Origin of the sequence: Streptomyces montanus (genome assembly GCF_005786655.1) — a bacterium.
Lineage (GTDB): Bacteria > Actinomycetota > Actinomycetes > Streptomycetales > Streptomycetaceae > Streptomyces > Streptomyces sporangiiformans.
This window is the reverse complement of sequence record NZ_VBZC01000015.1, coordinates 1-23974: the sequence shown is the minus strand read 5'-3', so window position 1 is coordinate 23974 and position 23974 is coordinate 1. Positions and strand designations below refer to the sequence as shown.

The window sequence follows — 23974 nt, the reverse complement described above, 5'->3', positions numbered from 1 at the left end:
CGTGCGGCTGATCGGGATCACTCCCGCTCAGTTCCAAAGGAACGGTGGGCGAGCCGCACGCGATGACGCTGTCCAAGGCGGGCGCCGACGGGAATCCGACGGCTCGCACTGGTCCTCAAGGGGCTCTGCCCGACGGGAGTTGCTGTGGCCGTGCCCCGGCAAGGCGTACTCGACCACTGGCGCGCCGACCTGGACGAAGTACCTGATGAAGTGTGGCAGCACCCCGCACCGGAGATCCTGCTGCTGCCGGAGAACAGGCTCACCCAGGTACCGGCCCGCATCGGCACGCTCACCACGCTGCACACCCTGGATCTCGGACACAACCGCCTCACCGAGGTCCCCGACGAGCTGGGGGACCTGACGGGGCTCGCGCGTTTCCTCTATCTGCACGACAACCGGCTCACCGCACTCCCCGAGTCGCTGGGCCGACTGACCCGGCTGGCCTACCTCAACGTCGGCGAGAACCGCCTCACGGCTCTGCCGGAGTCGCTGGGTGCGATGACGGGCCTGGTGGAGCTGCGCGCCCAGCACAATCGGCTCACCCGGCTGCCCGCCTCGCTCGGCGCACTGGCCTCGCTGCGCGAGCTGTGGCTGCGCGGCAATCGGCTCACGGCGCTCCCCGACTCCGTACGGAATCTGCGCGAACTGCGCGAACTGGAGCTGCGCGAGAACGAGTTCGCCGAGATTCCCGAGGCGCTGCGCGGGCTGCCGTTGCTGCGGCGGCTCGATCTACGGTCCAACCGGCTCGGCGAACTGCCGCCCTGGGTGGCGGAGTTGCCGTCCTTGGAGAAGCTGGATCTGCGGTGGAACGACATCGAGGCCCCGCCCGGGGTGTGGCGGGACCTCGAAGGGCGCGGGTGTGTGGTGCTGCGGTGAGGAGGGTCAGTCCGCCGGGCCGGCCGCCGGCACCACGGCCACCGGGCTCGCCGCGTGCAGCAGTACCGCCTGCGTGACCGAGCCGATCATGCGCATGGGTGCGAGCATGCGTCGGCGGTGGCGGCCCACCACCACGAGTTCGGCGCCCTTGGAGGCCGCGACCAGGCGGCCGGCGGCGTCGCCCGGCAGCACGTCCACCTCGACACGGACCTCGGGGTGCCGCTCGCGATACGGGGCCACGAAGCCGTCGGCCAGCGTCCGGATACCGGTCTCGACGGCCTCCTGGTCGGCGGCCGAGGGCGGGACGAAGTCGCCGGGGCCGGCCCACATCTGGAGCGGCCACGGATACGCGGCGACCACCTGCACCCGGGCCCCACGGCGGGCGGCCTCGGCGCACGCGAAGGCGAGGCTCGCCTCGTCGGGGCTGTCGACGTGCAGCCCCACCACCACGCGCGGACCCGGCTCGGCGGGGCCGTTCTCGTGCACCTCGCGTCCGGGGCGGGGCACCACGACGACGGGGCACTTCGCTTCCCGTGCCACGGCCATCCCGTTCGAGCCCAGGAGCAGACTCGCGAATCCACCCCGGCCGCGGGAGCCGAGCACCATCAGCTGGGCGGTGGAGCCGAGTTCGGGCAGCACCTCGGCCGGTGCGCCCTCCGGGGCGAGATACTCCGTCACCGGCCGGTCGGCCCGGCCCTCCAGGTGGCTGCGCACCTGATGCAGGACCGGGTCCTCCTCCGGCTCCGGCGGCCCTGCGGTCAGTACCTCGGGCTGGGCCCAGGACGCGTACTGCCGCACATGGACCACACGCAACGGCGCCTCACGCATCCGAGCGGCGTCGAGGGCCCACTCCAGCGCGCGCAAGCTGTCGTCGGAACCGTCGACCGCCGCGATGACGGGCAGGGTGCTCATGAATTCCTCGCCTCCGGAACGCCGGCTTCTGCTTCCCGGGGCCAGCCTCGCTCAGGCGTGGCTCCGGGACGTGGCCGAAGGTCGCGTGTCCGGAAAGAGAGGGTGAAAACACACTGTCGCGTGTGTGCCCGTCAGGTGAGGTCGAACTCCCCCTCCCGTGCCCCCGACACGAAAGCGCCCCACTCCGCGGGTGTGAAGATCAGGGAGGGGCCTTCGGGGCGGCCACTGTTGCGCATCGCGATGAAACCCTCGACAAAGGCGATCTGGACATCCCCAAGCCCGCGGCTGCTGGAGTGCCAGTCGGCTTTGCTGAGGTCAAGTTCCGGCTTGTCCCAGCCTGCGAGCGGGTGCTGCTGGATGGTGCTCTCAGCCACGTCCGTGCTCCTCCCGGTTCGTCGTCCGCCGCCAGCCTAGCGATCGGTTCCGGCGGCGGACAGGCCGCGGAAGAGGGTTGCCGCCATGTCTTGATCACAGAGCCGGTCTCCCCTTGGTCATGTCGTGCTCAGGAGGTGGGCGGCTCCGCTCCGACCAGCCACATCGAGAAGAACTGCGAGCCACCGCCGTAGGCGTGCCCGAGTGCCCTGCGTGCCCCTTCGACCTGGTGTTCCCCTGCCTGCCCGCGTACCTGAAGGGCCGCTTCCGCGAAGCGGATCATGCCTGAGGCTCCGATCGGATTGGTGGACAGGACGCCACCGGACATGTTGACCGGCAGATCCCCGTCGAGTTCCGTCACACCGGACTCGGTGAGCTTCCAGCCCTCGCCCTCGGCGGCGAAGCCGAGGTTCTCCAGCCACATGGGTTCGTACCAGGAGAACGGCACGTACATCTCCACGGCGTCGATCTCCCGGCGCGGGTCCACGATCTGGGCCTGCCGGTACACGTCGGCCGCGCAGTCCTTGCCGGCCTGCGGGGACACCGCGTCCTTGCCCGCGAAGAGGGTCGGCTCGCTGCGCATCGCCCCACCGTGCATCCATGCGGGCGGCCGCGGCGAACGGGCCGCCCCCGCACGGTCGGTGAGCACCATCGCGCACGCGCCGTCCGACGACGGGCAGGTCTCGGAGTAGCGGATCGGGTCCCACAGCATGGGCGAGGCCTGCACCTTCTCCAGCGTGATGTCGTGCTCGTGCAGATGCGCGTACGGGTTCTTGAGCGCGTTGCGGCGGTCCTTGTACGCGACCAGGGAACCGACCGTGTCGGGGGCGCCGGTGCGCCGTATGTACGCGCGCACATGGGGCGCGAAGAAGCCGCCCGCGCCGGCCAGCAGCGGCTGCTGGAAGGGGATCGGCAGGGACAGGCCCCACATGGCGTTCGACTCGGACTGCTTCTCGTAGGCCAGGGTCAGTACGGTGCCGTGGACGCGGCCCGCGATCAGGTTCGAGGCGACGAGCGCGGTGGAGCCGCCGACGGAGCCCGCGGTGTGTACGCGCAGCATGGGTTTGCCGACCGCGCCGAGGGCGTCGGCGAGGTACAGCTCGGGCATCATGACGCCCTCGAAGAAGTCCGGCGCCTTGCCGATGACCACGGCGTCGATGTCGGCCCACGTCAACTCGGCGTCCGCCAGGGCCCGTCCGGCGGCCTCACGGACGAGGCCCGCGATCGAAACGTCCCGGCGGGCGGCGACGTGCTTGGTCTGGCCGATGCCGACGACGGCCACGGGCTCCTTGCTCATCGGGCGTCCCCTTCGAGTACGGCGACCAGATTCTGTTGCAGACAGGGTCCGGAGGTGGCGTGGGCGAGCGCGCGGTCGGACGCGCCGCGGTGGATACGGGCGGCGGCCTCGCCGATACGGATGAGCCCGGCGGCCATGATCGGGTTGGCGGCGAGCGCTCCCCCGGAGGGGTTGATCACGACGTCGCCGTCCAGCCGCAGGGCCTTGCGCAGGACCACCTCCTGGGAGGTGAAGGGCGCGTGCAACTCCGCGGTGTCGACGGGGCGTTCGAAGGCTCCGGCCTTCTCGGCGGCCAGTCGCGCGGACGGCGAGTCGGTCAGATCGCGCACGCCGAGGCCGTGCGCCTCGATGCGGTGGTCGATGCCGCGGATCCAGGCGGGCCGCTCGCACAGATCGCGGGCCCGCTCCCCCGCCGCGAGGATCACGGCGACGGCCCCGTCACCGATGGGCGGGCAGTCGCCGGTACGCAGCGGACGTACGGCGTACTCCCCCTGCGCCACCGAACCCCTCAGCTGGGCATGGGAGTTGGACCGGGCCGCGTCGCGGCTGCGCGAGGCCACCGCGGCGAGCGCGGGCTCGTCCGTGTCGCCCGCGTCGATGAGCGCCTGCGCCTGAAGAGCGGCCAGGGCCACGGAGTCCGGCCACAGGGGTGCCACGTAGTACGGGTCGAGCTGCCGGGTGAGTACGTCGCGTACGGAGCCGGGCGAGGACTTGCCGTAGGAGTACACGAGCGCGGTGTCGGCCTCCCCGGTGAGCAGCTTCGTCCAGGCCTCGTACAGCGCCCACGCCCCGTCCATCTCCACGTGCGACTCGGAGATCGGCGGCCAGGCGCCGACCCCGTCGAGCGCCATGGTGAAGGAGAAGGCGCGGCCCGCGAGATAGTCCGTGGATCCGGAGCAGGTGAAGTCGATGTCGCTGGCCCTCAGCCCGGTCCTGGCCAGGACTTCGTGCAGGACCGGCATGAGCATCTCCACCTCGGAGAGCTCGTCGGAGGTGCGCAGATGGTCGGTCTGCGCGAAGGCGACGACGGCGATCTCCCGCGCCCTGGCGGCTCCTTGTGCGTCCCCGGTCACAGCAGCTCCTTGTACGTCTCGTAGTCCGCGTCGGGCTCGCCGGTGGGCCGGTAGTGGTCGGGGTAGCGGCCCCCGGACGTCCACACCGGCTCGACGCGCAGGCCCATGCGCACCTGGTCGTAGGGGATGCCGCCGATGCGGCCGTGCAGGGCGAGGTCGGCGCCGTCGAGCGCGATGTGCCCGTAGACGTAGGGGACTTCGATGTCGAGGTTCTTGGCCTTGATGTTGACGATGCAGTACGTGGTGACGGTGCCGCCTGGTCCCACCTGGACCTGTTCCGATGTGGCCACCCCGCAGGTGGGACACGCGCCCCTCGGCGGCACGTACACCTTCCGGCAGGACGGGCACCGTTCGCCGACGATGCGCCGGTCGGCGAGTGCGTTGATGTAGCCGGACTGGGCGCGGCCGGGTGAGTAGGTGTAGTCGAGGCGGGCGGGGGCGACGATGCCGGTCACCATGTCGTCGAACTGTCCGTCGTGACGGGCGAGTTCGTGGCTGTCGGGGCTGTCGTACGGCTCGAAGCAGGCGATGTCGGTGATGGCGCCGGAGCGTTCCTCGGCCCAGCGGACCCGGACGCGCATGCCGGTGTGCACGACGTCCGGCCCGGGGGCGTCCAGGGCGTGCAGGAGTGCCGTGTCGGCCCCGTCGAGTTTCACCAGGACCCAGGCGAAGGGGGTGTCCAGGGGCTGGTCGCGGCGTGGGGCGTGGTTCCAGGCCCAGGTGGTGACGGTGCCGGTGGGAGCGACCTGCACGAGGTCGCGAAGATCTTCGGAGGTGACGGGGTCGTACTCGACGGGCGGGACCAGGGTCCTGCCGTCACTGGTCTTCACACCGAGGACGACGCGCTCGCGCAGCCCGGTGAGGAAGGCGCTCTGGACGGGGCCGAGAGAACGGGTGAACGGGAATTCGACGACCAGGGGAGCTTTGAGGACTTCGGGCACGGGATCTCCTCGCGAGGCTATGAGATGTGCCCCGTAAGGGGCGCGGGGCTGTGACACCATGCGGCTGCGACCAGCGCCCCTAAGGGGCGCGGGGAACTGCGCGACCAGCCACAACGGACCCGCAGCTTCAAACCGGCCTACCAGCGGAGCTACTCGCGGCGATACACCGGCGGTCGCTTCTCGGCAAAGGCACGCGATCCCTCCTTGGCATCAGCCGTATCGAAGATCGGCCACCCCCGCTTCAGCTCGGCGGCGAGCCCATCCGCCTCGGTCATCTCGGCGGTCTCGTACACGGACGCCTTGACGGCCTCGACGGCGAGCGGCCCGCAGGCGTTGATCTGCTCGGCGATGGCGAGGGCCTTCTCCAGGGCCGTTCCGTCGGGGACCACGTGACCGATCAGGCCGATGTCGGCCGCCTCCTGAGCTGAGTACGGACGGCCGGTGAGCAGCATCTCCAGGGCGTTCGTCCGCGGAATCTGCCGCTGGAGGCGCACCGTCGAGCCACCGATCGGGAACAGACCGCGCTTCACCTCGAAGAGCCCGAAGGTGGCCGACTCCCCCGCGACCCGGATGTCGGTCCCCTGGAGCATCTCGGTACCGCCGGCCACGCAGTGCCCCTCGACGGCGGCGATCACGGGTTTGCGCGGCCGGTGGTGACGGAGCATCGCCTTCCAGTGCAGATCGGGGTCGGCTTTGAGCCGGTCCCGGTACTGCTGGCCCTCCATCCCCTGGCCGGCCAGCGCCTTGAGGTCCATGCCCGCGCAGAACACGCCGCCCGCTCCGGTGAACACGATCGAGCGGATCGCGTCGTCCTCGTCGGCCTCGACCCAGCCGTCGTACAGGCCGACCAGCATCGGCAGCGAGAGCGCGTTCTTGGCCTCGGGCCTGTTGAGCGTGAGCACCAGTGTGGCGCCTTCGCGCTGCACGGTGAGGTGTTCCGTCCCACCCATTGCGGTCCTCCTGTCGCCGGGACGAGAACAGGTTGCAGGAGGCGCGGGGGCAGTTCAAGAGTTTTCTGACACGTAGTCAGATTTCTTGTGCGCGGGCCCTTCACAGTTGTGTCGGCCTTTGCTCTGATGACCGTCGAACCGATGGATGCCAGGCACGCCCGGGGTCAGGAGGAGCGGTGGAGTACAACCTTGCCGACCTGTTCGAGTCGGTCGTCGACGTGGTTCCCGACCGCGAGGCGCTGGTCTTCATCGACCAACCCGGCACCGGCGCGGAGCGCCGTCTCACGTACGCCGAGCTGGACGCGGCGGCCAACCGCATGGCACACCACCTGATCGACAGCGGTGTACATCCCGGCGAGCATCTCGGGCTGCACCTCTACAACGGCATCGAGTACCTCCAGACCGTCCTCGGCTGTCTGAAGGCACGGATCGTCCCCGTCAACGTCAACTATCGGTATGTGGAAGAGGAGTTGGTCTACCTCTACCGGGACGCCGATCTGGTGGCCCTGGTCTTCGACGCGGAGTTCACCGAGCGGGTGGCGGGGGCGCTGCCCCAGACGGAGAAGTTACGGCACCTGGTGCGTGTGGGGACCCCCGCGCCGGGCGCTCCCGAGGTGTCCGCCGTGGACTTCGCGGAGGCGGAGGCGTCCGGATCCGCGGAGCGGGGCTTCGCGCCACGCTCGGCCGACGACCAGTTCATCATCTACACCGGCGGCACGACCGGTATGCCCAAGGGCGTGATGTGGCGTCAGGAGGACCTGTTCTTCTCGGGGCTGGGAGGCGGCGCCCCGACCGGTGAACCGGTGAAGAAGCCGGAGGAGCTCGCCGAGCGCGTAGCGGCCGGCGGCGACGGGATCACCTTCTTCCCCGCAGCCCCGCTGATGCACGGCACCTCGACGCTGACCGCCTTCATCGGCTTCAACTTCGGCCAACGCGTCGTCCTTCACCGCAAGTTCGTGCCGGAGGAGGCCCTGCGCACCATCGAGAAGGAGCGGGTCACCAGTGTGTCGCTGGTCGGCGACGCGATGCTGCGGCCACTGATCGACGCACTGAGCGGCCCGATGAAGGATACGGACTGCTCCTCGATGTTCAGCGTCTCGTCCTCCGGCGCGATCATGTCGGAGACGGTGCGCGCACAGTTCCAGGCGCTCGTACCGAACGTCATGCTGCTCAACAACTTCGGCTCCTCGGAGTCCGGCTTCAACGGCACGGCCACGGAGGACTCGGGCCCCGACCGCGGTTTCCGGGTACGCGTCAACTCCCGTACACAGGTGGTCGATCCCGCGACTCACGAGCCCGTCGCCGTCGGCGAACCCGGCCGGATCGCCCAACGCGGCCACGTGCCGCTCGGCTACTACAACGACCCGAGGAAAACCGCCGAGACCTTCTTCCAGAAGGACGGTGAGCGGTGGGTGCTGCTCGGCGACATGGCGACCGTCGACGAGGAGGGCATCGTCACCGTGCTCGGGCGTGGCTCGCAGTGCATCAACACCGGCGGCGAAAAAGTGTATCCGGAGGAGGTCGAGCAGGCGCTCAAGTCCCACCCCGACGTCTACGACGCGCTGGTGGCCGGTGTGCCGGACGTGAAGTGGGGCAACCACGTGGCCGCGGTGGTGCAGCTGCGCGACGGGGCGGGTCGGCCGTCCCTGGACGACATCCAGACCCACTGCCGCACACGTCTCGCGGGCTACAAGATCCCGCGCCAGCTGGTGATCACGGACTCCATTCAGCGATCCCCGAGCGGCAAGGCGGATTATCGGTGGGCCCGCTCGGTGGCAGTCGCAGCGGATCACTGAGTCCGCGGATCGCTGAGTCCGCGGATCACTGAGTCCGCGGATCACTGAGTTCGCGCGTCGGCCGTCATGAGGTGCCCCACGCCACCTGCCTCACCGAGCCACCCCCATGCTGTATGTCTTGACGACCGCCCGAGCCCCTGGATTACTGATCCAGAGCACCTCGACCGAATGATCGGTCGCCCGGATTGGTGCGGTTGGCGAGGGAGAAGTACGTATGGCGGGTGCGGCTGATCTGCTGGACGCGGGGGAACGGCTCGACGCGGAGGAGCTGCGGGCCCTGCAGCTGGAGCGGCTGCGGGCGTCGCTGCGGCACGCGTACGAGAAGGTGCCGTTCTACCGGGAGTCCTTCGACAAGGCCGGTGTACGCCCCGAGGACTGCCGCACCCTCGCCGACCTGGCCGGATTCCCCTTCACCACCAAGGCGGACCTGCGCCAGAACTATCCGTACGGGATGTTCGCCGTGCCCCAGGACCGGATCCGGCGCATCCACGCGTCGAGCGGCACCACCGGGCGCCCCACCGTCGTCGGCTATACCGAAGGTGACCTGTCCCTGTGGTCGGACATGGTCGCCCGCTCGATCCGGGCGGCGGGCGGCCGTCCGGGTGACAAGGTCCATGTGGCGTACGGCTACGGGCTGTTCACCGGTGGGCTCGGCGCGCACTACGGAGCCGAGCGACTGGGCTGCACCGTGATCCCGGCGTCCGGCGGCATGACGGCCCGCCAGGTCACACTGATCCAGGACCTGAAGCCCGAGATCATCATGCTGACCCCGTCCTACATGCTGACGCTGCTCGACGAGTTCGAGCGGCAGGGTGTCGATCCGCGCGGGACCTCGCTGCGCGTCGGCATCTTCGGTGCGGAGCCGTGGACCGAGGAGATGCGGCGGGAGATCGAGGAGCGGTTCGCGATCGACGCGGTCGACATATACGGACTGTCGGAGGTGATCGGGCCGGGCGTCGCCCAGGAGTGCGTGGAGACGAAGGACGGGCTCCACATCTGGGAGGACCACTTCTATCCGGAGGTCGTCGATCCGATCACGGGCGAGGTACTGCCGGACGGCGAGGAGGGCGAGCTGGTCTTCACCTCGCTCACCAAGGAGGCCATGCCCGTGATCCGTTACCGGACCCGGGATCTGACGCGTCTGCTGCCCGGCACGGCGCGCGTCTTCCGCCGAATGGAGAAGGTCACCGGCCGCAGCGACGACATGGTCATCCTGCGCGGTGTGAACCTCTTCCCCACCCAGATCGAGGAGATCGTCCTGCGCACTCCGGGCGTCGCCCCGCACTTCCAGCTGCGGCTGACCCGCGAGGGCCGCCTCGACGCGCTCACCGTGCGCGCCGAGGCCCGCACCCATGCGACCCCGGAGACGCGCGACACGGCCGCGCGCGCCATCGCGGCGGCCGTGAAGGACGGCATCGGCGTCTCGGTCGACGTCGAGATCGTCGAACCGGAGTCGCTGGAGCGGTCGGTGGGGAAGATCAAGCGGATCGTGGACCTGCGCCCGCGCCAGCCTGGTTCCGCCCCTTGAACTCAGCCTTTTGGAGACCTACTTGGAGGGCTTGGGCTGTGAGCCGTAGGCCGTCAGGAAGCGGTCGCGGAAGGAGTCCATCCGCCAGACCGGCGCCTTCGGGTCGGGTTCGAGGCCGTCGGTCCAGTTCCAGCTGTCGATCTTGTCCAGTACGGACTTGTCGCGGGCGACGATCGAGACCGGCACGTCCCGGCTGGCGTTGTTGCCGCTGACCTTGGCCATGGGCTGGTGGTCACCGAGGAAGACGAGCACGGTGTTCTTCTTGCCGTGCTTCACCAGGTAGTCGATGAGGCTGGTCACGGAGTACTGGATGGACTTGCCGTACTCCTCCTTCGCCTTGTCGGAGTCGTAGAACACGTCGGCGGGGTCCTTGCCGGCCTTCGCGATGTCCTTGTAGACCGAGCCGTCGCCGACCTGGTCATCGGGGATCGTCTTGGGGATGGGCGCCCAGGGCTGGTGGCTGGAGGTCAGGACGATCTCCGACATCAGCGGCTTGTCGTGCTTCTTGCCGTGTTCCAGCTGCTCGAAGGCCTTCAGCGCGTACTGGTCGGGCATGGTCGACCAGCTGAACTTGGGCCCCCGGTAGCCGAGTTCCCGGGAGTCGTAGACGTGGTCGAGGCCGTAGAACTTGCCCTCCGGCCAGTTCTTCTGGATGCCCGGCATGATGCCCACCGTGCGCCAGGCGCCGGTGCGCTTGAAGGCGCCGGTGACGGTCAGGTGCTCGCCCGCGGTGACGGTGCGGTAGCGGTTCTGGTTGTTGATCCACAGGCCCGACAGGAAGGTGGAGTGGCCGAGCCAGCTGCTTCCGCCGTACGTCGCCGAGGTGAGCCAGCCGCTCTTCGCGGCGAACCCGGCCTTGCGCAGCTCCTCGTTCTTGGCCGTGAGGGTCGCGTCGACGCCCGGCGCGATGTCCGGGTCCTCGACCGCGCTGCGGCCGTAGCTCTCGATGAAGGTGAAGATGACGTCCTTGCCGCGCAGCCCGGTGAGCAGCTGGTCGCCCGGGGTGTTGCCGAAGGCGTCCTTCTTGGCCTCCTTGGCGAACGCCGCCTCGTCCCTGAGGGTCGCCCGCACCCGGTCCATGCGGTCCTGGACGAGGGCGACCGTGCTGCGCGCCGCGAGCGGCGGACCGGTGAGCTGCAGGCCGAGAGCCGCGCAGGTGACCCAGACGGTCCCGATCGCCACCGTGGCACGGGTGGCCCTGTCGCGGTTGCGGGCCATGACGTTGCCCAGCCGGAGAACCGCCAGTGTCATCAGGGCGAGCACGGCGAGGATGAGGGCCACGACCCCGATCAGTACGCCGATGGTGCCCCCGCGGCCCATGGAGTCCTCGAGGTACGACTTCGCGTCGTCGAACAGGACCCAGTCGAGGACCACGTTGAATCCTCGTCCGAGGAACATGTAGAAACCGATGTCCAGGAGGTTCAGGACGGTCAGCAGGCCGAGACCCACGCCGGCGAGGACCGCCGCGACCAGGCGTGGCTTGCGGGGCAGGGCTATCAGGACACCGGCGCCGAGGACCGCTTCCACCGGTATGCGCATGAACACACCGGGCGAGAACCGGTCGATACGGGTCGGCATGAGGAGCGCGACGCACACGAGCGCGAGGGCCAGGACCGTGACCACCCACCCCACGTTGCGCGCCGCGACCGCGTGCCTTTCCCGCCAGCGGCGGTGGGCGGCGACGGGCTGTTCCGGGGCCGCCTCGGCGGGGGCGCCGCTCGCGGAGGCGGCCCCTCTCTTGGCGGTGTCCGGCTCGGCTTCGTCAGCGGTGGCCGGCTCGGCTTCCGCGGCGGCGACCGGCTCCGCATCCGCGGCGGCGACCGGCTCGGCTTCGTCAGCGGCGACCGGCTCGGCCTTCTCGGCGGTGCCTGTGTCGGCTTCGTCGGCGGTGGCTTCCTCAGCTTCTTCGGTGGTGGCCGGCTCGGCCGCGCTGTCGCCTTCCGAAGCCGTGGCCTTTTCGGCGGCGCTGTCGGATGCGGTGTCGTCAGGCGTGTCCGCGGGAGGGGTCTTTGGGGTCACGTCCTCCTCGGGAGTTGCCTGCTCCGTGTCCGGCAGATGAGGAGAGTTCGTGGTGCTCGACAACCCGAAGGTCCTTCCTTGCGAAACCCTGTGGTGACACGGCGGACCCGGCTCGGGGGTCCAGGCCGCCGATTACTGTACGGCCGGCAGGGGCCAACCGTTCAATCACCTGGGGCGATCGCCGGGCCGGGCTCGTTCCGGAACCTGTCCCTCAGCTCCCGCTTGAGAATCTTCCCGCTCGCGTTGCGCGGCAGCTCCGCCACGAACAGGACCCGCTTCGGCGCCTTGAAGTGGGCCAGCTTCTCACGCGCGTGGGCGAGCAGCTCGGCCTCCGTGACCTCACCCCGAGGGACGACCACCGCGGTCACCGCTTCGATCCACCGCTCGTCCGGCAACCCGATCACCGCGACCTCGGCCACCTCGGAATGTGTGTAGAGCGCGTCCTCGACCTGCCGCGAAGCGACCAGGACACCACCGGAGTTGATCACGTCCTTCACCCGGTCGACCACGGTGAAGTACCCCTCGGCATCGCGCACCGCGAGATCCCCGGAATGGAACCAGCCGTCCCGGAAAGCCTCAGCCGTCTCCTCGGGCTTGTCCCAGTAGCCCTCGCACAACTGCGGTGAGCGATAGACGATCTCGCCCTGCTCCCCGTCGGGCACATCCTTGCCGGACTCGTCCACGACCCGCGCCTCGACGAACATCACCGTGCGCCCGCAGGAATCCATCCGCCCCTTGTGCTCGTACGGCCCGAGGACCATCGACAGGGGGCCGATCTCGCTCTGGCCGAAACAGTTGTAGAACGCCAGCTTCGGCAGCCGCTCCTTCAAGCGTTCCAGTACGGGCACCGGCATGATCGACGCTCCGTAGTACGCCTTGCGCAGCCCGCTCAGATCGCGGGTCGCGAAGTCGTCGCGGTTCGACAGGCCGATCCACACGGTCGGCGGAGCGAACAGGCTGTCCGCGCGACCGGTCTCGACGAGGTCGAAGATCCGCTCGGCGTCAGGTGCGTCGAGAATGACGTTCTCGGCGCCCACCGCGAGATACGGCAGCAGAAAGACATGCATCTGCGCCGAGTGGTACAGCGGCAGCGAGTGCACGGGCCGGTCGCCCGCCTGCAGGTCGAGAGCGGTGATCGCGCTCAGGTACTCGTGCACCAGGGCGCGGTGCGTCATCATCGCGCCCTTGGGGAGGGCGGTCGTGCCCGACGTGTAGAGCAGTTGCGTCAGGTCGTCCCCGCGCGGCTCCTCTCCGTCGTACGGAGCCGTCGTGGCGAGTCGCGCGAGCAGCGAGTCGTCGGCGTCACGTAGCGGCAACACCCGTACACCGTCGGGGAGGTGACCCGCGAGGTCCGGGTCCGCCAGGACGAGCCCGCTGCCGGACTGACCGACGATGTACGACAGATCGTCACCGGTCAGGTTCTGGTTGACCGGGACGTGCACCAGACCGGCGCGCGCACAGGCCAGGAAGGCGATCAGGTACGCGTCGGAGTTGTGGCCGTAGGCGCCGACCCGGTCGCCGGGGACGAGCCCCGTGTCGCGCAGCACCTGCGCGGCCCGGGAGACGGCATCGTCCAGTTCCGCGTAGGTCCAGGACCGTTCGCCGTAGTGGACGGCGACGCGGGCCGGGGTCCGCCGGGCGCTGCGCCGCACCACCCCGTCGACCGTCACACTGCGTCCGGCCTCCACCGTCATGCCCCACTCCTTCGTCGCGCTGCCCTGGCGTGATCCTCGTGCGGCGGCGCGAGCGGGGTCAAGCAGCGGGCGCGTGTGGCGCGAAACGGATCAACCTCGGCGAAGCTCGAACGCGCACACGCACAACCGGACATACCTGTTGTTACGCTCAACCGCCCTTTCTCTCAAGGATGTTGGGAGTCACGATGCGCACCCGCCTGAGACAGCTCGTCGTCACAGCCGCCGTCCTGTTCACCGCCGCGGCGTCTTTGCCGGCCTCCGCCGCCGATGATCAGGACCGTCGGGAACGCCCCTCCCAGGGCGGCCTCTCCGCGGTCATCCGCTACACCGAGTACGGCATTCCGCACATCCTCGCGAAGAACTACGCCGATCTCGGTTTCGGCGAGGGCTGGGCGCAGGCCGCCGACCAGGTGTGCACGCTCGCCGACGGCTTCGTGACACTGCGCGGTGAACGTTCGCGCTTCTTCGGGCCCGACGCGGCTCCCGACGGCTCGCTCTCCTCGGCCACCAAGAACCTCACCAGCGACCTCTACTTCCGAGGGGTACGGGACGCCCGCACGGTGGAGAAGCTGCTCGCCGAGCCGGCGCCCCTGGGCCCGAGCCGCCAGGTGAAGGACCTGATGCGCGGCTGGGCGGCCGGTTACAACGCCTGGCTGAAGCAGAACCGCATCACGGATCCCGCCTGTGAGGGTGCCGCCTGGGTCCGGCCCGTCACCACGCTCGACGTGGCCGCCCGCGGTTACGCCATCGCCGTGCTCGGCGGCGAAGGTCGCTTGATCGACACGGTCGCGACCGCGCAGCCGCCCACCGGATCCGCGACGGCCACCCCCACACCGGACACCCCGGGCACCCCGAACGCGAAGGCCGCCGCCCGGGCCGCACGCGAGCTGTTCGCAGACGCCGACATGGGCTCCAACGCGGTCGCCTTCAACGGCGGCACGACCGCGAACGGCCGCGGTCTGCTGCTCGGCAACCCGCACTACCCGTGGCAGGGCGGTCGCCGGTTCTGGCAGTCTCAGCAGACGATCCCCGGCGAACTCAACGTCTCCGGCGGCTCCCTGCTCGGCCTGCCGACCGTGTCCATCGGATACAACGCGCACGTGGCGTGGAGCCACACCGTCTCGACCGGCGTCCCGGCCAACCTCCATCAGCTGACGCTGGATCCGGCCGATCCGACGACGTACCTCGTGGACGGCAGGCCGGAGCGCATGACGAAGCGGACCGTGACCGTCGCGGTGAAGGACGGCGCCCCGGTGACCCGGCCCCAATGGTGGACCCGCTACGGCCCGGTCGTCACCTCCCTCGGCAGCCAGCTCCCCCTGCCGTGGACCACCACGACGGCGTACGCGCTCAACGATCCCAACGCCGAGAACATGCGCTTCAACGACACCTCGCTCGGCTTCGGCAAGGCACGCGACACGGCCGGCATCCTCAAGTCCCTTGCCCGGCACCAGGGGATCCCCTGGGTGAACACCATCGCCGCCGACTCCTCGGGGCACTCCCTCTTCACCCAGTCGCAGGTACTCCCCCGGATCACCGACGAGTTGGCGGCGCGCTGCTCGACGGCGCTCGGCAGGACCACGTATCCGGCATCCGGGATGGCGATCCTCGACGGCTCGCGCGGTGACTGCGCACTCGGCCGCGACCCCGACGCCCTACGTCCGGGGATCTTCGGACCGGAGAGGATGCCGACGCTCAAGGACGCGCCGTACGCGGAGAACTCCAACGGCACGCCGTGGCTGACCAACGCGGACCGGCCGATCACCGGGTACGAGCGGATCTTCGGCACGGTCGGCACGCCGCTCGGGATGCGGACCCGCGGCGCGATCGAGGACGTGGCGGCGATGGCCGCGAAGGGCGATCTGACCGTACGGGACCTGGAGCGGCAGCAGTTCGCGAACCGGGTGCCCGCGGGTGATCTCACCGCCGAGGACGCGTCACGGGCCTGTGCCGCGCTGCCGGGAGGTACGGCAACGGGCAGTGACGGGAAGGCCGTTGACGTGTCCGAGGCCTGCGGTGCACTCAAGGCGTGGGACCGCTCCATGGACACCGACAGCCGGGGCGCACTCCTCTTCGACCGGTTCTGGCGCAAGCTGACCGCGACGGTCCCGGAAGCCCAGTTGTGGAAGGTGCCGTTCTCCGCGGCGGACCCGGTGCGCACCCCGAACACGCTCAACACGGACGCGCCCGGATTCGCCAGGGCCCTCGCCGACACCGTGACCGAACTGCGTACGGCCGGGATCGCCCTGGACGCGAAGGCGGCCGCGCACCAGTTCGTCGTACGCGGCGGTCAGCGCATCCCCGTCCCGGGCGGCACGGAGTCACTCGGCGTCTGGAACAAGATCGAGCCGGTGTGGGACACGGCGGCCGGCGGCTACACGGAGATCACCATGGGCTCCAGCCACATCCAGGCCGTCGGCTGGGACGGCGGACGCTGTCCAGTGGCTCGCACGCTCCTCACCTACTCCCAGTCGTCGAATCCCGGCTCGCCGCACTTCGCCGACCAGACGCGGCTGTTCTCGGCCGAGAAATGGGTGAAGTCCCGCTTCTGCGAGAAGGACATCCTCACCTCGCCGGCCCTGAAGGTGGTGCGGGTGCACGGGTGACTCGCAGCCGTATGGGTTCGGGGTTGTAGATGCCCGGGGCGAAGCGCTCCACCGCGGCCACGATCGCGTCGTGGTGGGCGCGCCGCCGGGCCGGGCGCAGGGTGTCGCCGAGGGAGTAGTAGGGCAGATAAGAGGCGCGGTCGGGCACGGGTCGCTTCCCGGGGACCTCGGCGCCCGGGCGCACCCGTAGCACCAGAACATTCCGGTTCCGGGTGAACTGCACCGCTTCCAGGGCCGCCCAAGGCGCGATCACGACACCGGACCGCCCCTCCTTGGCGAGGCCCCGCTCGTCGATCCGCAGCGCGGGCCAGGCCCAAGCGCGCGGCAACAGCGGCGTGATGAGGACGCCGCACAGCACCGGCATTGTCAGATAGCCGGCCACACCGGGACTGCGGAAGATGTCCATGTCACTGCCTGCCATCAGGACAGCCACCACGAAGATCATCACGACCTCCAGCACCAGGACTCCGGCGATGACCGCGAGGACGACGCCCACCTGCCCCAGCAGCCGTCGCCCCCGTTCAGCGGGCAGCAGCAGCCCGTCGGCCGGTATCGATCCGTCGGCCGCGTCCATGGTGTGTCCCCTTCCGGTCCCCGCTGTTGCATCCCCGCTGTTGCTCTCCGCAGCAGCGTAGGGGGTCCGGATCTTGGTGCGTGCACCCGGACCTACCGTTTGCCCAGGTCCGCCCCCGGTAGAAGACTGGCACATGTCAGAAGTTTCGGATGTGTGCGCGGCTTCTGGGAGGCATCATGTTCATACGCACGGTTTACGCGACCGGCGATCCGGCAAACATCGACACGGCCATCGAGGCAGTCAGCACTGAAGGCCGGGAACTGCTCGAGCAGCAGCCAGGATTCCGCGGCCTCGGGCTCTTCGTGGACCGGGACCTCGGAAAACTGCTGGCGGTCAGCTGGTGGGAGTCGGAGGAGGCCCGGAGGAACAGCGACGAGGCAACGCGCGAGCGGCGGACGGCGATCCTGGAGCGGTTCGCGGCGTCGACGGCGATCGACAATTTCGAAGCGGTGGTCTTCCACCCGGTCCGGCAGCCGGAGGCGGGAGCGGGGCTGCGGATCACCAGGGTGGAGTTCGACCCCTCGGACGCGGATCTGTTCACCGAGACGTTCCGGGCGACGGTGATCCCCAGGCTCGAAACGCTCCCAGGACTGGCCAGGGCGTCCCTGCTCATCGACCGGGACCGGGGACGCGGGCTGGTCGGCGCCCTGTTCACCGACCGCGAGTCACTTGCCGCGTCCCGTGCGGGCCAGGCGGCGGCCAGGCATGAGGCGGCCGCCAAGGCACATGTCACCGTGACCGGGCTGGAGGAGTTCGAGGTCATCTTCGCCGACGTGCGCGGCACCTGAGGCGACGGGCGTTCCCGGCGAGGAAGCCGGCCCGCTCGCGGAGCGGATGCTAGACCGGGCGGGTGTGCCCCTCCCAATACGGCTCCCGCAACCGGCGCTTGTACAGCTTTCCGTTGGGATCGCGTGGCATCGTCTCGATGAAGTCGACGCTCTTGGGACGCTTGTATCCGGCCAGTTGCCGTTCGCAATGGGCGAGGATCTCGGCGGCCAGCGCCGCGCCGGGTTCACCACCGGGGGCGGGCTCGACGACGGCCTTGACCTCCTCGCCCCAGTCGTCGTGCGGGATGCCGAACGCGGCGGCGTCGGCGACGGCGGGGTGCGTGAGCAGGGCGGCCTCGATCTCGGCCGGGTAGATGTTCACGCCGCCCGAGATGATCAGGTCGATCTTGCGGTCGCGGAGGAAGAGGTAGCCGTCCTCGTCGAGACAGCCCAGGTCGCCGACGGTGAAGAAGTCGCCGATGCGGTTCTTCCGCGTCTTGGTCTCGTCCTTGTGGTACGAGAATCCGCCGGTGGTCATCTTCATGTAGACGGTGCCCAGTTCACCCGGCGGCAGCCGGTTTCCCTCGTCGTCGAAGACCGCCAGCTCGCTGATGGGCCAGGCCTTGCCGACCGTGCCGGGCTTCTTCAGCCAGTCCTCGGCCGTCGCGAAGGCACCGCCGCCCTCGCTGGCCGCGTAGTACTCCTCCACACAGGTGCCCCACCACTCGATCATGGCTCGTTTCACATGGTCGGGGCAGGGGGCGGCGCCGTGGATGGCGTGCCGCATGGACGAGACGTCGTACCGGGCCCGCACCTCGTCAGGCAGCGCCAGCAGGCGGTGGAACTGGGTCGGGACCATGTGCGTGTGGGTGCACCGGTGGGCGTCGATGAGGCGGAGCATCTCCTCGGGCGTCCACTTGTCCATCAGCACCAGTTGGTGGCCGATGTGCAGGGACGCGCCCGCGAACTGGAGCACGGCCGTGTGGTAGAGCGGTGAGCAGACGAGATGCACGTTGTCGTCGAACGGTTTGATCCCGAAGATGCCGAGGAAGCCGCCGAGATACGACTCCTCTGGGAGCTTGCCGGGCAGCGGGCGCCGGATGCCGCGCGGGCGGCCCGTGGTGCCCGAGGTGTAGTTCATGACCCAGCCGAGGGTGCGGTCGGCGGGCGCCGACTCGGGCTGGCCGTCGAGGAGTTCGGCGTACGGCCTGAAGCCCTCGACCGCGCCGACCGCGTACCGCCGGCTCTTCGGCAGCTTCGCCTCGTCGGCGGCGTGACGTGCGGCGTCGGCGAACCGCTCGTGCGCGACCAGCACTTTGGCACCCGAGTCGGAGACGATCCAGGCGATCTCGGGTCCGACGAGGTGGTGGTTGACCGGGACGAGGTAGAGGCCGGCCTGTGCGGCGGCGAGGTACGCGGTGAAGAACTCGACACTGTTGGGCAGCACGACCGCGAAGGCGTCGCCGCGTTCGAGCCCGGCCGCGCGCAGCCCGTGCACCAGCCGGTTGGCTTCGGCGTGCAACCGTCCGGCGGTCCACTTCTCGCCATCGGGGGCGATCAGGACCGTACGCCCGGGTTCGGCGGCGGCCTGGGCCCAGAAGCCGTTGGAGGAACCGTTCGGAGAACCGCCCGGGGCCTGACTCATGCCTCGCTCCTTCCCGCGATGCGGTTGATTCGGTCGACCGCCTTCTCGAATCCGCGCGTGAGATCGTCGAAGACGGCCTGGACGCTGCGCTCACTGTTCATCCGGCCGACGATCTGCCCGACGGGCGTCCCGAGCAGCGGCTCCACCTCGTACTTCTGGATCCGCGAGACCGCCTCCGCGACCAGCAGCCCCTGCAGTGGCATGGGGAGCGTGCCCGGTCCGTTCGGGTCGTCCCATGCGTCGGTCCATTCGGTACGCAGCTGCCGTGCGGGCTTGCCGGTCAGCGCGCGGGAACGGACCGTGTCGCCGGATCCGGCGGCGAGGAGCTTCTGCGTCAGGGCACGCGAGTGCATCTCGGCCTCGGTGGTGGTCAGCCACAGGGAGCCGAGCCACACGCCCTGAGCGCCGAGGGCGAGTGCGGCGGCGACCTGCTGTCCGCTGCCGATACCGCCCGCCGCCAGCACGGGCAACGGATCGACGGCGTCGACGACTTCGGGTGTGAGCACCATGGAGGCAATCTCACCGGTGTGGCCGCCCGCCTCGTAGCCCTGGGCGACGACGATGTCGATGCCCGCCTCGGCGTGCTTGCGGGCGTGCCGGGCGCTGCCCGCGAGCGCGGCGACGAGCACGCCTTGGTCGTGGGCGCGCGCGATGACATCGGCGGGCGGTGAACCGAGCGCGTTGGCCAGGAGTTTGACCGGATAGTCGAAGGCCACGTCCAGCTGGCTGCGGGCCACCTGCTCCATCCAGCCCGTGATACGCCAGCCGGAGGCCTCGCCCTCGGCGAGTTCCGGTACGCCGTACTGGGCCAAGGTGTCCTTGACATACTGCCGGTGTCCCTCGGGGATCATCGCCTCGACGTCGGCCTCGGTGACACCCTCCACCTTCTTGGCGGGCATGACGACGTCCAGGCCGTAGGGCTTGCCGTCGACGTGTTTCTCGACCCAGTCGAGGTCGCGTTTGAGGTCGTCGGGGGCGGTGTAGCGGACCGCGCCGAGCACACCGAATCCGCCGGCCCGGCTGATGGCCGCGGCGACGGCGGGGAACGGCGTGAAGCCGAAGATGGCGTGCTCGACTCCCAGTGTGTTGCTCAGCTCCGTCTGCATGGCCGCAGGATGCCGCAGTCCTCCGGACGAGGGAAGCCCTTTTCTGATGCTCCGTCAGATTTCTCGGAGGGGCGCACCTCCCTCCCCAGCCGTCTTCCGCAGTCTTGACACACCCCACACCCGAAACAAAAGCTTCACTCCGCAAGTCGAACCCCGAAAGATACTTTCAGGCGGCGCTACGGGAGGCTCCTCGATGACCGAAGACACAGAGGACAGAGCGAACGGCGGGCTGACGCGTCGCCAGTTAGTCGGCAAGACTCTGGCACTGGGCGGTGCCCTGGCCCTCGTACCGTTTCCGGCGGGTCCCGCCACGGCCGCGCAGCACCACGGCCGGCCCACCCTGCGGCGCGGATCCGCAGAGCGCGCGGGTTTGCTCGCCGGGCACCTGCGGCAACTCGTCGCCGACGCCGAGAAGTTCCTCGGCCCCTCCCCCAAGTACCCCTGGTACGCGGGCGCCGTACTGCTCGCCGGACGCGGCGGCACGGTCGCCCTGCATCAGCCGATCGGCACGGCGGTGCGCTACTCGGCGTACGACGAGAAGACCGACACCGGCGTGGAGTTCACGGCCGATCAGCAGATCCCCATGGCCGAGGACACGGTCTTCGACCTCGCGTCCGTCTCGAAGCTGTTCACCTCGATCCTGGCCGTGCAGCAGATCGAGCGCGGCACGCTGGAGCTGGAGGCGAAGGTCGCCTCGTACCTGCCGGACTTCGGGAGCGCGGGCAAGCAGGACATCACCGTCCGGCAGCTCCTCACCCACACCTCCGGGTTCCGCGCCTGGATCCCGCTCTACAACGCGCCGACCCACGAGGAGAAGCTCCAACTCATCTGGAACGAGGCGCCACTCAACCCGCCGGGCACCAAGTACCTCTACTCGGACCTCAACCTGATCTCGCTCCAGCTCGTTCTGGAGGAGATCACCGGTCGCGCTCTCGATGCCCTGCTCCGCGACGAGATCACCGCTCCGCTCGGGATGCGTCGCACTCGCTACAACCCGCCCGCCTCCTGGAAGCCGAGGATCGCCGCCACGGAGGACGCCCGCAAGCCCTGGTCCGGGATCGACCGCGGCCTCGTCTGGGGCGAGGTGCACGACGAGAACGCGTACAGCCTCGGCGGGGTCGCGGGCCACGCGGGCGTCTTCTCCTGCGCGTGGGACCTCGCGATCCTCGGCCGTACCCTCCTCAACGGCGGCTCGTACGGCCGGGCCAGGATCCTGAAGGCCGAGTCGGTGGAGCTGATGTTCACCGACTTCAACACCGCCTTCCCCGGCGACGAGCACGGCCTCGGCTTCGAGCTCTACCAGCACTGGTACATGGGCGCCATGGCCACTCCGCGCACCGCCGGGCACACCGGCTTCACCGGCACATCCCTGGTCCTCGACCCGACGACCGACTCGTTCCTCATCGTACTCGGCAACTCCGTTCACCCCGTGCGCAGTTGGCGATCCGGCTCCGCTCCCCGGGTCGCCGCCGCGAACCAGCTGGCGCGGGCCGTCCCGGTCCGGCCCGCGCGAGGGCGTACGGCCTGGTTCTCGGGCATGGCGAACGCGACATCCGCGACGCTCACTCTGCCCGCGCTCGCCGTCGACGCCGGTGGCCGGCTGCGCTGCGCGCTGTGGTGGGACACCGAACCCCAGTCGGACGGCCTGTTCCTGGAGTCCTCGACGGACGGCGGCACCACGTGGCGGCCGGTCCCGTTCACGACCACGCGCCATGGCGAGGACGCGCGCGAGCATCCGTCCGGTTCGGTGACCGGCTGGTCGGGCCGTGTCTGGCACCGGCTCACCGCGGAGCTCGCCGAGTCCCCGCGGCTCGTGCTGCGGTGGCGCTGTACGACCGACCGGCTCTACGTCGGCCGCGGGGTGTACGTGGACGGGCTGCGCGTCGACGCCGGCGACCGCGTCGTCTTCGACGAGGCCAGGCCCGCGGACGCGGCGCGCATCGAGGCGGTGGGCTGGACGACGTCGGCGAACTGACGCGGTACGTCACCTCCGAGGCCACCTCCACCGCACTTCCAGGGCGCGGGGGTGCCGGCGGTCCGGCGGTCCGGCGGTCCGGCGGTCCGGCGTCGCCCGACGGGGCCGCCCGCTATGCCGGTTGCTGATCCTCCAGCACCGCCATCGCCGCGTTGTGCCCCGGCACCCCGCTCACCCCACCGCCGCGCACGGCGCCCGCGCCGCACAGCAGGACGTTCGCGTGCGGGGTCTCGACGCCCCAGCGGCCGGTGCCCTCCTGTGCGTAGGGGAAGGCCAGGTCGCGGTGGAAGATGTTGCCGCCGGGCAGACGCAGGTCGCGTTCCAGGTCGAGGGGGGTCTTCGCCTCGATGCAGGGGCGGCCTTCCGCGTCGGCCGCCAGGCAGTCGGCGAGCGGTTCGGCGAGGTGTGCGTCCAGCTGCGTCAGGGTCGACTTGAGCAGTTCCTCGCGTACGGCGTCGTTGTCGCGCGTGAAGAGCCGTGCGGGCGTGTGCAGGCCGAACAGCGTGAGCGTCTGGTAGCCCCGCTCGACCAGGCCGGGCCCGAGGATCGTCGGATCGGTGAGCGAGTGGCAGTAGATCTCGGAGGGCGGCTCGGCCGGCAGCGCACCGGACGCGGCCTGTGCGTGGGCGGTCGCCAGCTGCTCGTATCCCTCGGCGACGTGGAAGGTCCCGGAGAACGCCTCGCGCGGGTCCACGGAGGTGTCACGCAACCGGGGAAGTCGCTTGAGCAGCATGTTCACCTTGAGCTGGGCGCCCTCGGCCGGGGTGGGGGGCTCCTCGCCGGTGAGATTCGCGAGTTCCTGCGGCGAGGCGTTCACGAGGACGTGCCGGGCCGAGACGACTCCTTCTCGGTGCTCGGTCCGGAACGTGACCTCCGCCGACCGTCCGTCCGTCGCGATCCGGACCGCCTCGTGCCCGGTGGCGATGGCCGCGCCCGCGCCGCGGGCGGCGGCGGCCAGGGCATCGGTCAGCGCCCCCATACCGCCCACCGGCACGTCCCAGGCTCCCGTGCCGCCGCCGATCACGTGGTACAGGAAGCAGCGGTTCTGCCGCAGGGAGGGGTCGTGCGCGTCGGCGAAGGTGCCGATGAGCGCGTCGGTGAGGACGACTCCGCGTACGAGATCGTCGGCGAACCGCTCCTCGACGGCCGCGCCGATCGGCTCCTCGAAGAGGACCCGCCAGGCCTCCTCGTCGTCGATGCGGCGGCGCAGCTCGTCGCGCGTGGGCAGCGGTTCGGTGAGCGTGGGGAACACCTGCTGGGCGACACGGCCGGTCATGCCGTAGAAGCTCTGCCAGGCCCGGTACTCGCGGTCCGAGCCGGTCAGCCGTGCGAAGGCCTCCCGGGTGCGCCGCTCGCCGCCGCCGACCAGCAGACCGGTCGGCCGTCCGGCGCGCTCGACGGGTGTGTACGAGGACACCGTGCGGCCACGGACCCGGAAGTCGAGGCCCAGGTCCCGGACGATCTTCCGGGGCAGCAGGCTGACGAGGTACGAGTAACGCGACAGCCGTGCGTCGACCCCGCTGAACGGCCGGGTGGACACGGCGGCGCCCCCCGTGTTCCCCAGGCGTTCCAGGACGAGGACGGACTTCCCGGCGCGGGCCAGGTAGGCGGCGGCGACCAGACCGTTGTGGCCACCGCCGACGATCACGGCGTCGTATCCCTCGTGTACAGGCATGCCTCTTCGTAACACGCCGTGATCCGGGTCGGCCAGGCATACGCGGCAGGCGGCGGGCGGCCGAGCGGGGCACCGGTCGCGCGGCCTCGGTGGCCGCGAGCGCTCGGCGGGATGACGGCCCGACGGCCGGGCAGGCCCCGGCGGCCACACCCGGCGGCCGACGGCCAC

General features: G+C 70.1%; 18 protein-coding genes. 6 read left to right on the top strand and 12 right to left on the bottom strand.

The features are described from left to right. Window positions 1-150 precede the first annotated feature (150 nt). Window positions 151-876 carry a leucine-rich repeat domain-containing protein gene (locus tag FE633_RS15560; protein ID WP_138045737.1) on the top strand — a complete coding sequence of 242 codons (726 nt, stop codon included), beginning with the start codon at window positions 151-153 and terminating at the stop codon, window positions 874-876. 6 nt (window positions 877-882) lie between these two features. Here the strand turns inward: FE633_RS15560 and FE633_RS15555 are convergent, their stop codons facing one another. The 6 genes from FE633_RS15555 to FE633_RS15530 all read right to left on the bottom strand — a co-directional run bounded on the left by FE633_RS15555 (window position 883) and on the right by FE633_RS15530 (window position 6421). Beyond that, window positions 883-1788, bottom strand: a complete 906-nt coding sequence (locus FE633_RS15555) for a universal stress protein (protein WP_138045736.1) — start codon at window positions 1786-1788, stop codon at window positions 883-885. 131 nt (window positions 1789-1919) lie between these two features. Then, a complete protein-coding gene (locus tag FE633_RS15550; protein WP_138045735.1) occupies window positions 1920-2162 on the bottom strand; it encodes a DUF397 domain-containing protein in 243 nt (80 codons plus the stop codon). Between the two features lie 128 nt (window positions 2163-2290). Further along, window positions 2291-3457, bottom strand: coding sequence for a thiolase domain-containing protein (locus FE633_RS15545; RefSeq protein WP_138045734.1), 1167 nt, complete (start codon window positions 3455-3457; stop codon window positions 2291-2293). Beyond that, window positions 3454-4530 (bottom strand): thiolase domain-containing protein, encoded by a 1077-nt coding sequence (locus FE633_RS15540; RefSeq protein WP_138045733.1) that lies wholly within the window; start codon window positions 4528-4530, stop codon window positions 3454-3456. Before FE633_RS15540 ends, FE633_RS15545 begins: the two co-directional genes overlap by 4 nt. Next, window positions 4527-5471, bottom strand: a complete 945-nt coding sequence (locus FE633_RS15535; protein WP_138045732.1) for a Zn-ribbon domain-containing OB-fold protein — start codon at window positions 5469-5471, stop codon at window positions 4527-4529. The genes FE633_RS15540 and FE633_RS15535 overlap by 4 nt, the downstream gene beginning before the upstream one ends. Window positions 5472-5620: 149 nt before the next feature. Then, complete coding sequence (locus FE633_RS15530) at window positions 5621-6421, bottom strand: crotonase/enoyl-CoA hydratase family protein (protein WP_138045731.1); 801 nt, start codon at window positions 6419-6421, stop codon at window positions 5621-5623. A gap of 176 nt (window positions 6422-6597) precedes the next feature. On the opposite strand from FE633_RS15530, the gene FE633_RS15525 reads away from it, so the two are divergent. Next, the gene (locus tag FE633_RS15525) at window positions 6598-8217 is read left to right on the top strand and encodes an acyl-CoA synthetase (RefSeq protein ID WP_138045730.1); all 1620 of its coding nucleotides are present in this window, start codon (window positions 6598-6600) and stop codon (window positions 8215-8217) included. Window positions 8218-8431: 214 nt separating this feature from the next. Continuing rightward, window positions 8432-9745: a phenylacetate--CoA ligase PaaK gene (paaK, locus tag FE633_RS15520; protein ID WP_138045729.1), complete on the top strand. Its 1314-nt coding sequence runs from the start codon at window positions 8432-8434 to the stop codon at window positions 9743-9745. An 18-nt stretch (window positions 9746-9763) separates the two neighbouring features. Here paaK and FE633_RS15515 read toward each other — a convergent pair whose 3' ends face one another. Beyond that, window positions 9764-11827, bottom strand: coding sequence for a sulfatase-like hydrolase/transferase (locus FE633_RS15515; protein WP_246113632.1), 2064 nt, complete (start codon window positions 11825-11827; stop codon window positions 9764-9766). A 98-nt stretch (window positions 11828-11925) separates the two neighbouring features. Beyond that, window positions 11926-13458, bottom strand: a complete 1533-nt coding sequence (locus tag FE633_RS15510) for an acyl-CoA synthetase (RefSeq protein WP_138045728.1) — start codon at window positions 13456-13458, stop codon at window positions 11926-11928. 185 nt (window positions 13459-13643) lie between these two features. Between FE633_RS15510 and FE633_RS15505 the strand changes: the two genes are divergently transcribed. Beyond that, on the top strand, window positions 13644-16064 hold the full coding sequence (locus FE633_RS15505; RefSeq protein ID WP_138045727.1) for a penicillin acylase family protein: 2421 nt from the start codon (window positions 13644-13646) through the stop codon (window positions 16062-16064). Here FE633_RS15505 and FE633_RS15500 read toward each other — a convergent pair. After that, window positions 16024-16638: a hypothetical protein gene (locus tag FE633_RS15500; protein ID WP_138045726.1), complete on the bottom strand. Its 615-nt coding sequence runs from the start codon at window positions 16636-16638 to the stop codon at window positions 16024-16026. The two genes, FE633_RS15505 and FE633_RS15500, sit on opposite strands and share 41 nt — an antisense overlap. Window positions 16639-16814: 176 nt before the next feature. Here FE633_RS15500 and FE633_RS15495 point away from each other — a divergent pair, with 176 nt between their 5' ends. Beyond that, window positions 16815-17426: an antibiotic biosynthesis monooxygenase family protein gene (locus FE633_RS15495; RefSeq protein WP_138045725.1), complete on the top strand. Its 612-nt coding sequence runs from the start codon at window positions 16815-16817 to the stop codon at window positions 17424-17426. A 49-nt stretch (window positions 17427-17475) separates the two neighbouring features. Here FE633_RS15495 and FE633_RS15490 read toward each other — a convergent pair whose 3' ends face one another. Beyond that, the gene (locus tag FE633_RS15490) at window positions 17476-19050 is read right to left on the bottom strand and encodes an acyl-CoA synthetase (protein ID WP_138045724.1); all 1575 of its coding nucleotides are present in this window, start codon (window positions 19048-19050) and stop codon (window positions 17476-17478) included. Further along, window positions 19047-20156 (bottom strand): nitronate monooxygenase, encoded by a 1110-nt coding sequence (locus tag FE633_RS15485; RefSeq protein ID WP_138045723.1) that lies wholly within the window; start codon window positions 20154-20156, stop codon window positions 19047-19049. Before FE633_RS15485 ends, FE633_RS15490 begins: the two co-directional genes overlap by 4 nt. A 193-nt stretch (window positions 20157-20349) precedes the next feature. Between FE633_RS15485 and FE633_RS15480 the strand changes: the two genes are divergently transcribed. Continuing rightward, a complete protein-coding gene (locus FE633_RS15480; RefSeq protein ID WP_138045722.1) occupies window positions 20350-22131 on the top strand; it encodes a serine hydrolase domain-containing protein in 1782 nt (593 codons plus the stop codon). 112 nt (window positions 22132-22243) lie between these two features. Here the strand turns inward: FE633_RS15480 and FE633_RS15475 are convergent, their stop codons facing one another. Then, window positions 22244-23806 carry a phytoene desaturase family protein gene (locus tag FE633_RS15475; RefSeq protein WP_138045721.1) on the bottom strand — a complete coding sequence of 521 codons (1563 nt, stop codon included), beginning with the start codon at window positions 23804-23806 and terminating at the stop codon, window positions 22244-22246. Window positions 23807-23974 lie beyond the last annotated feature (168 nt).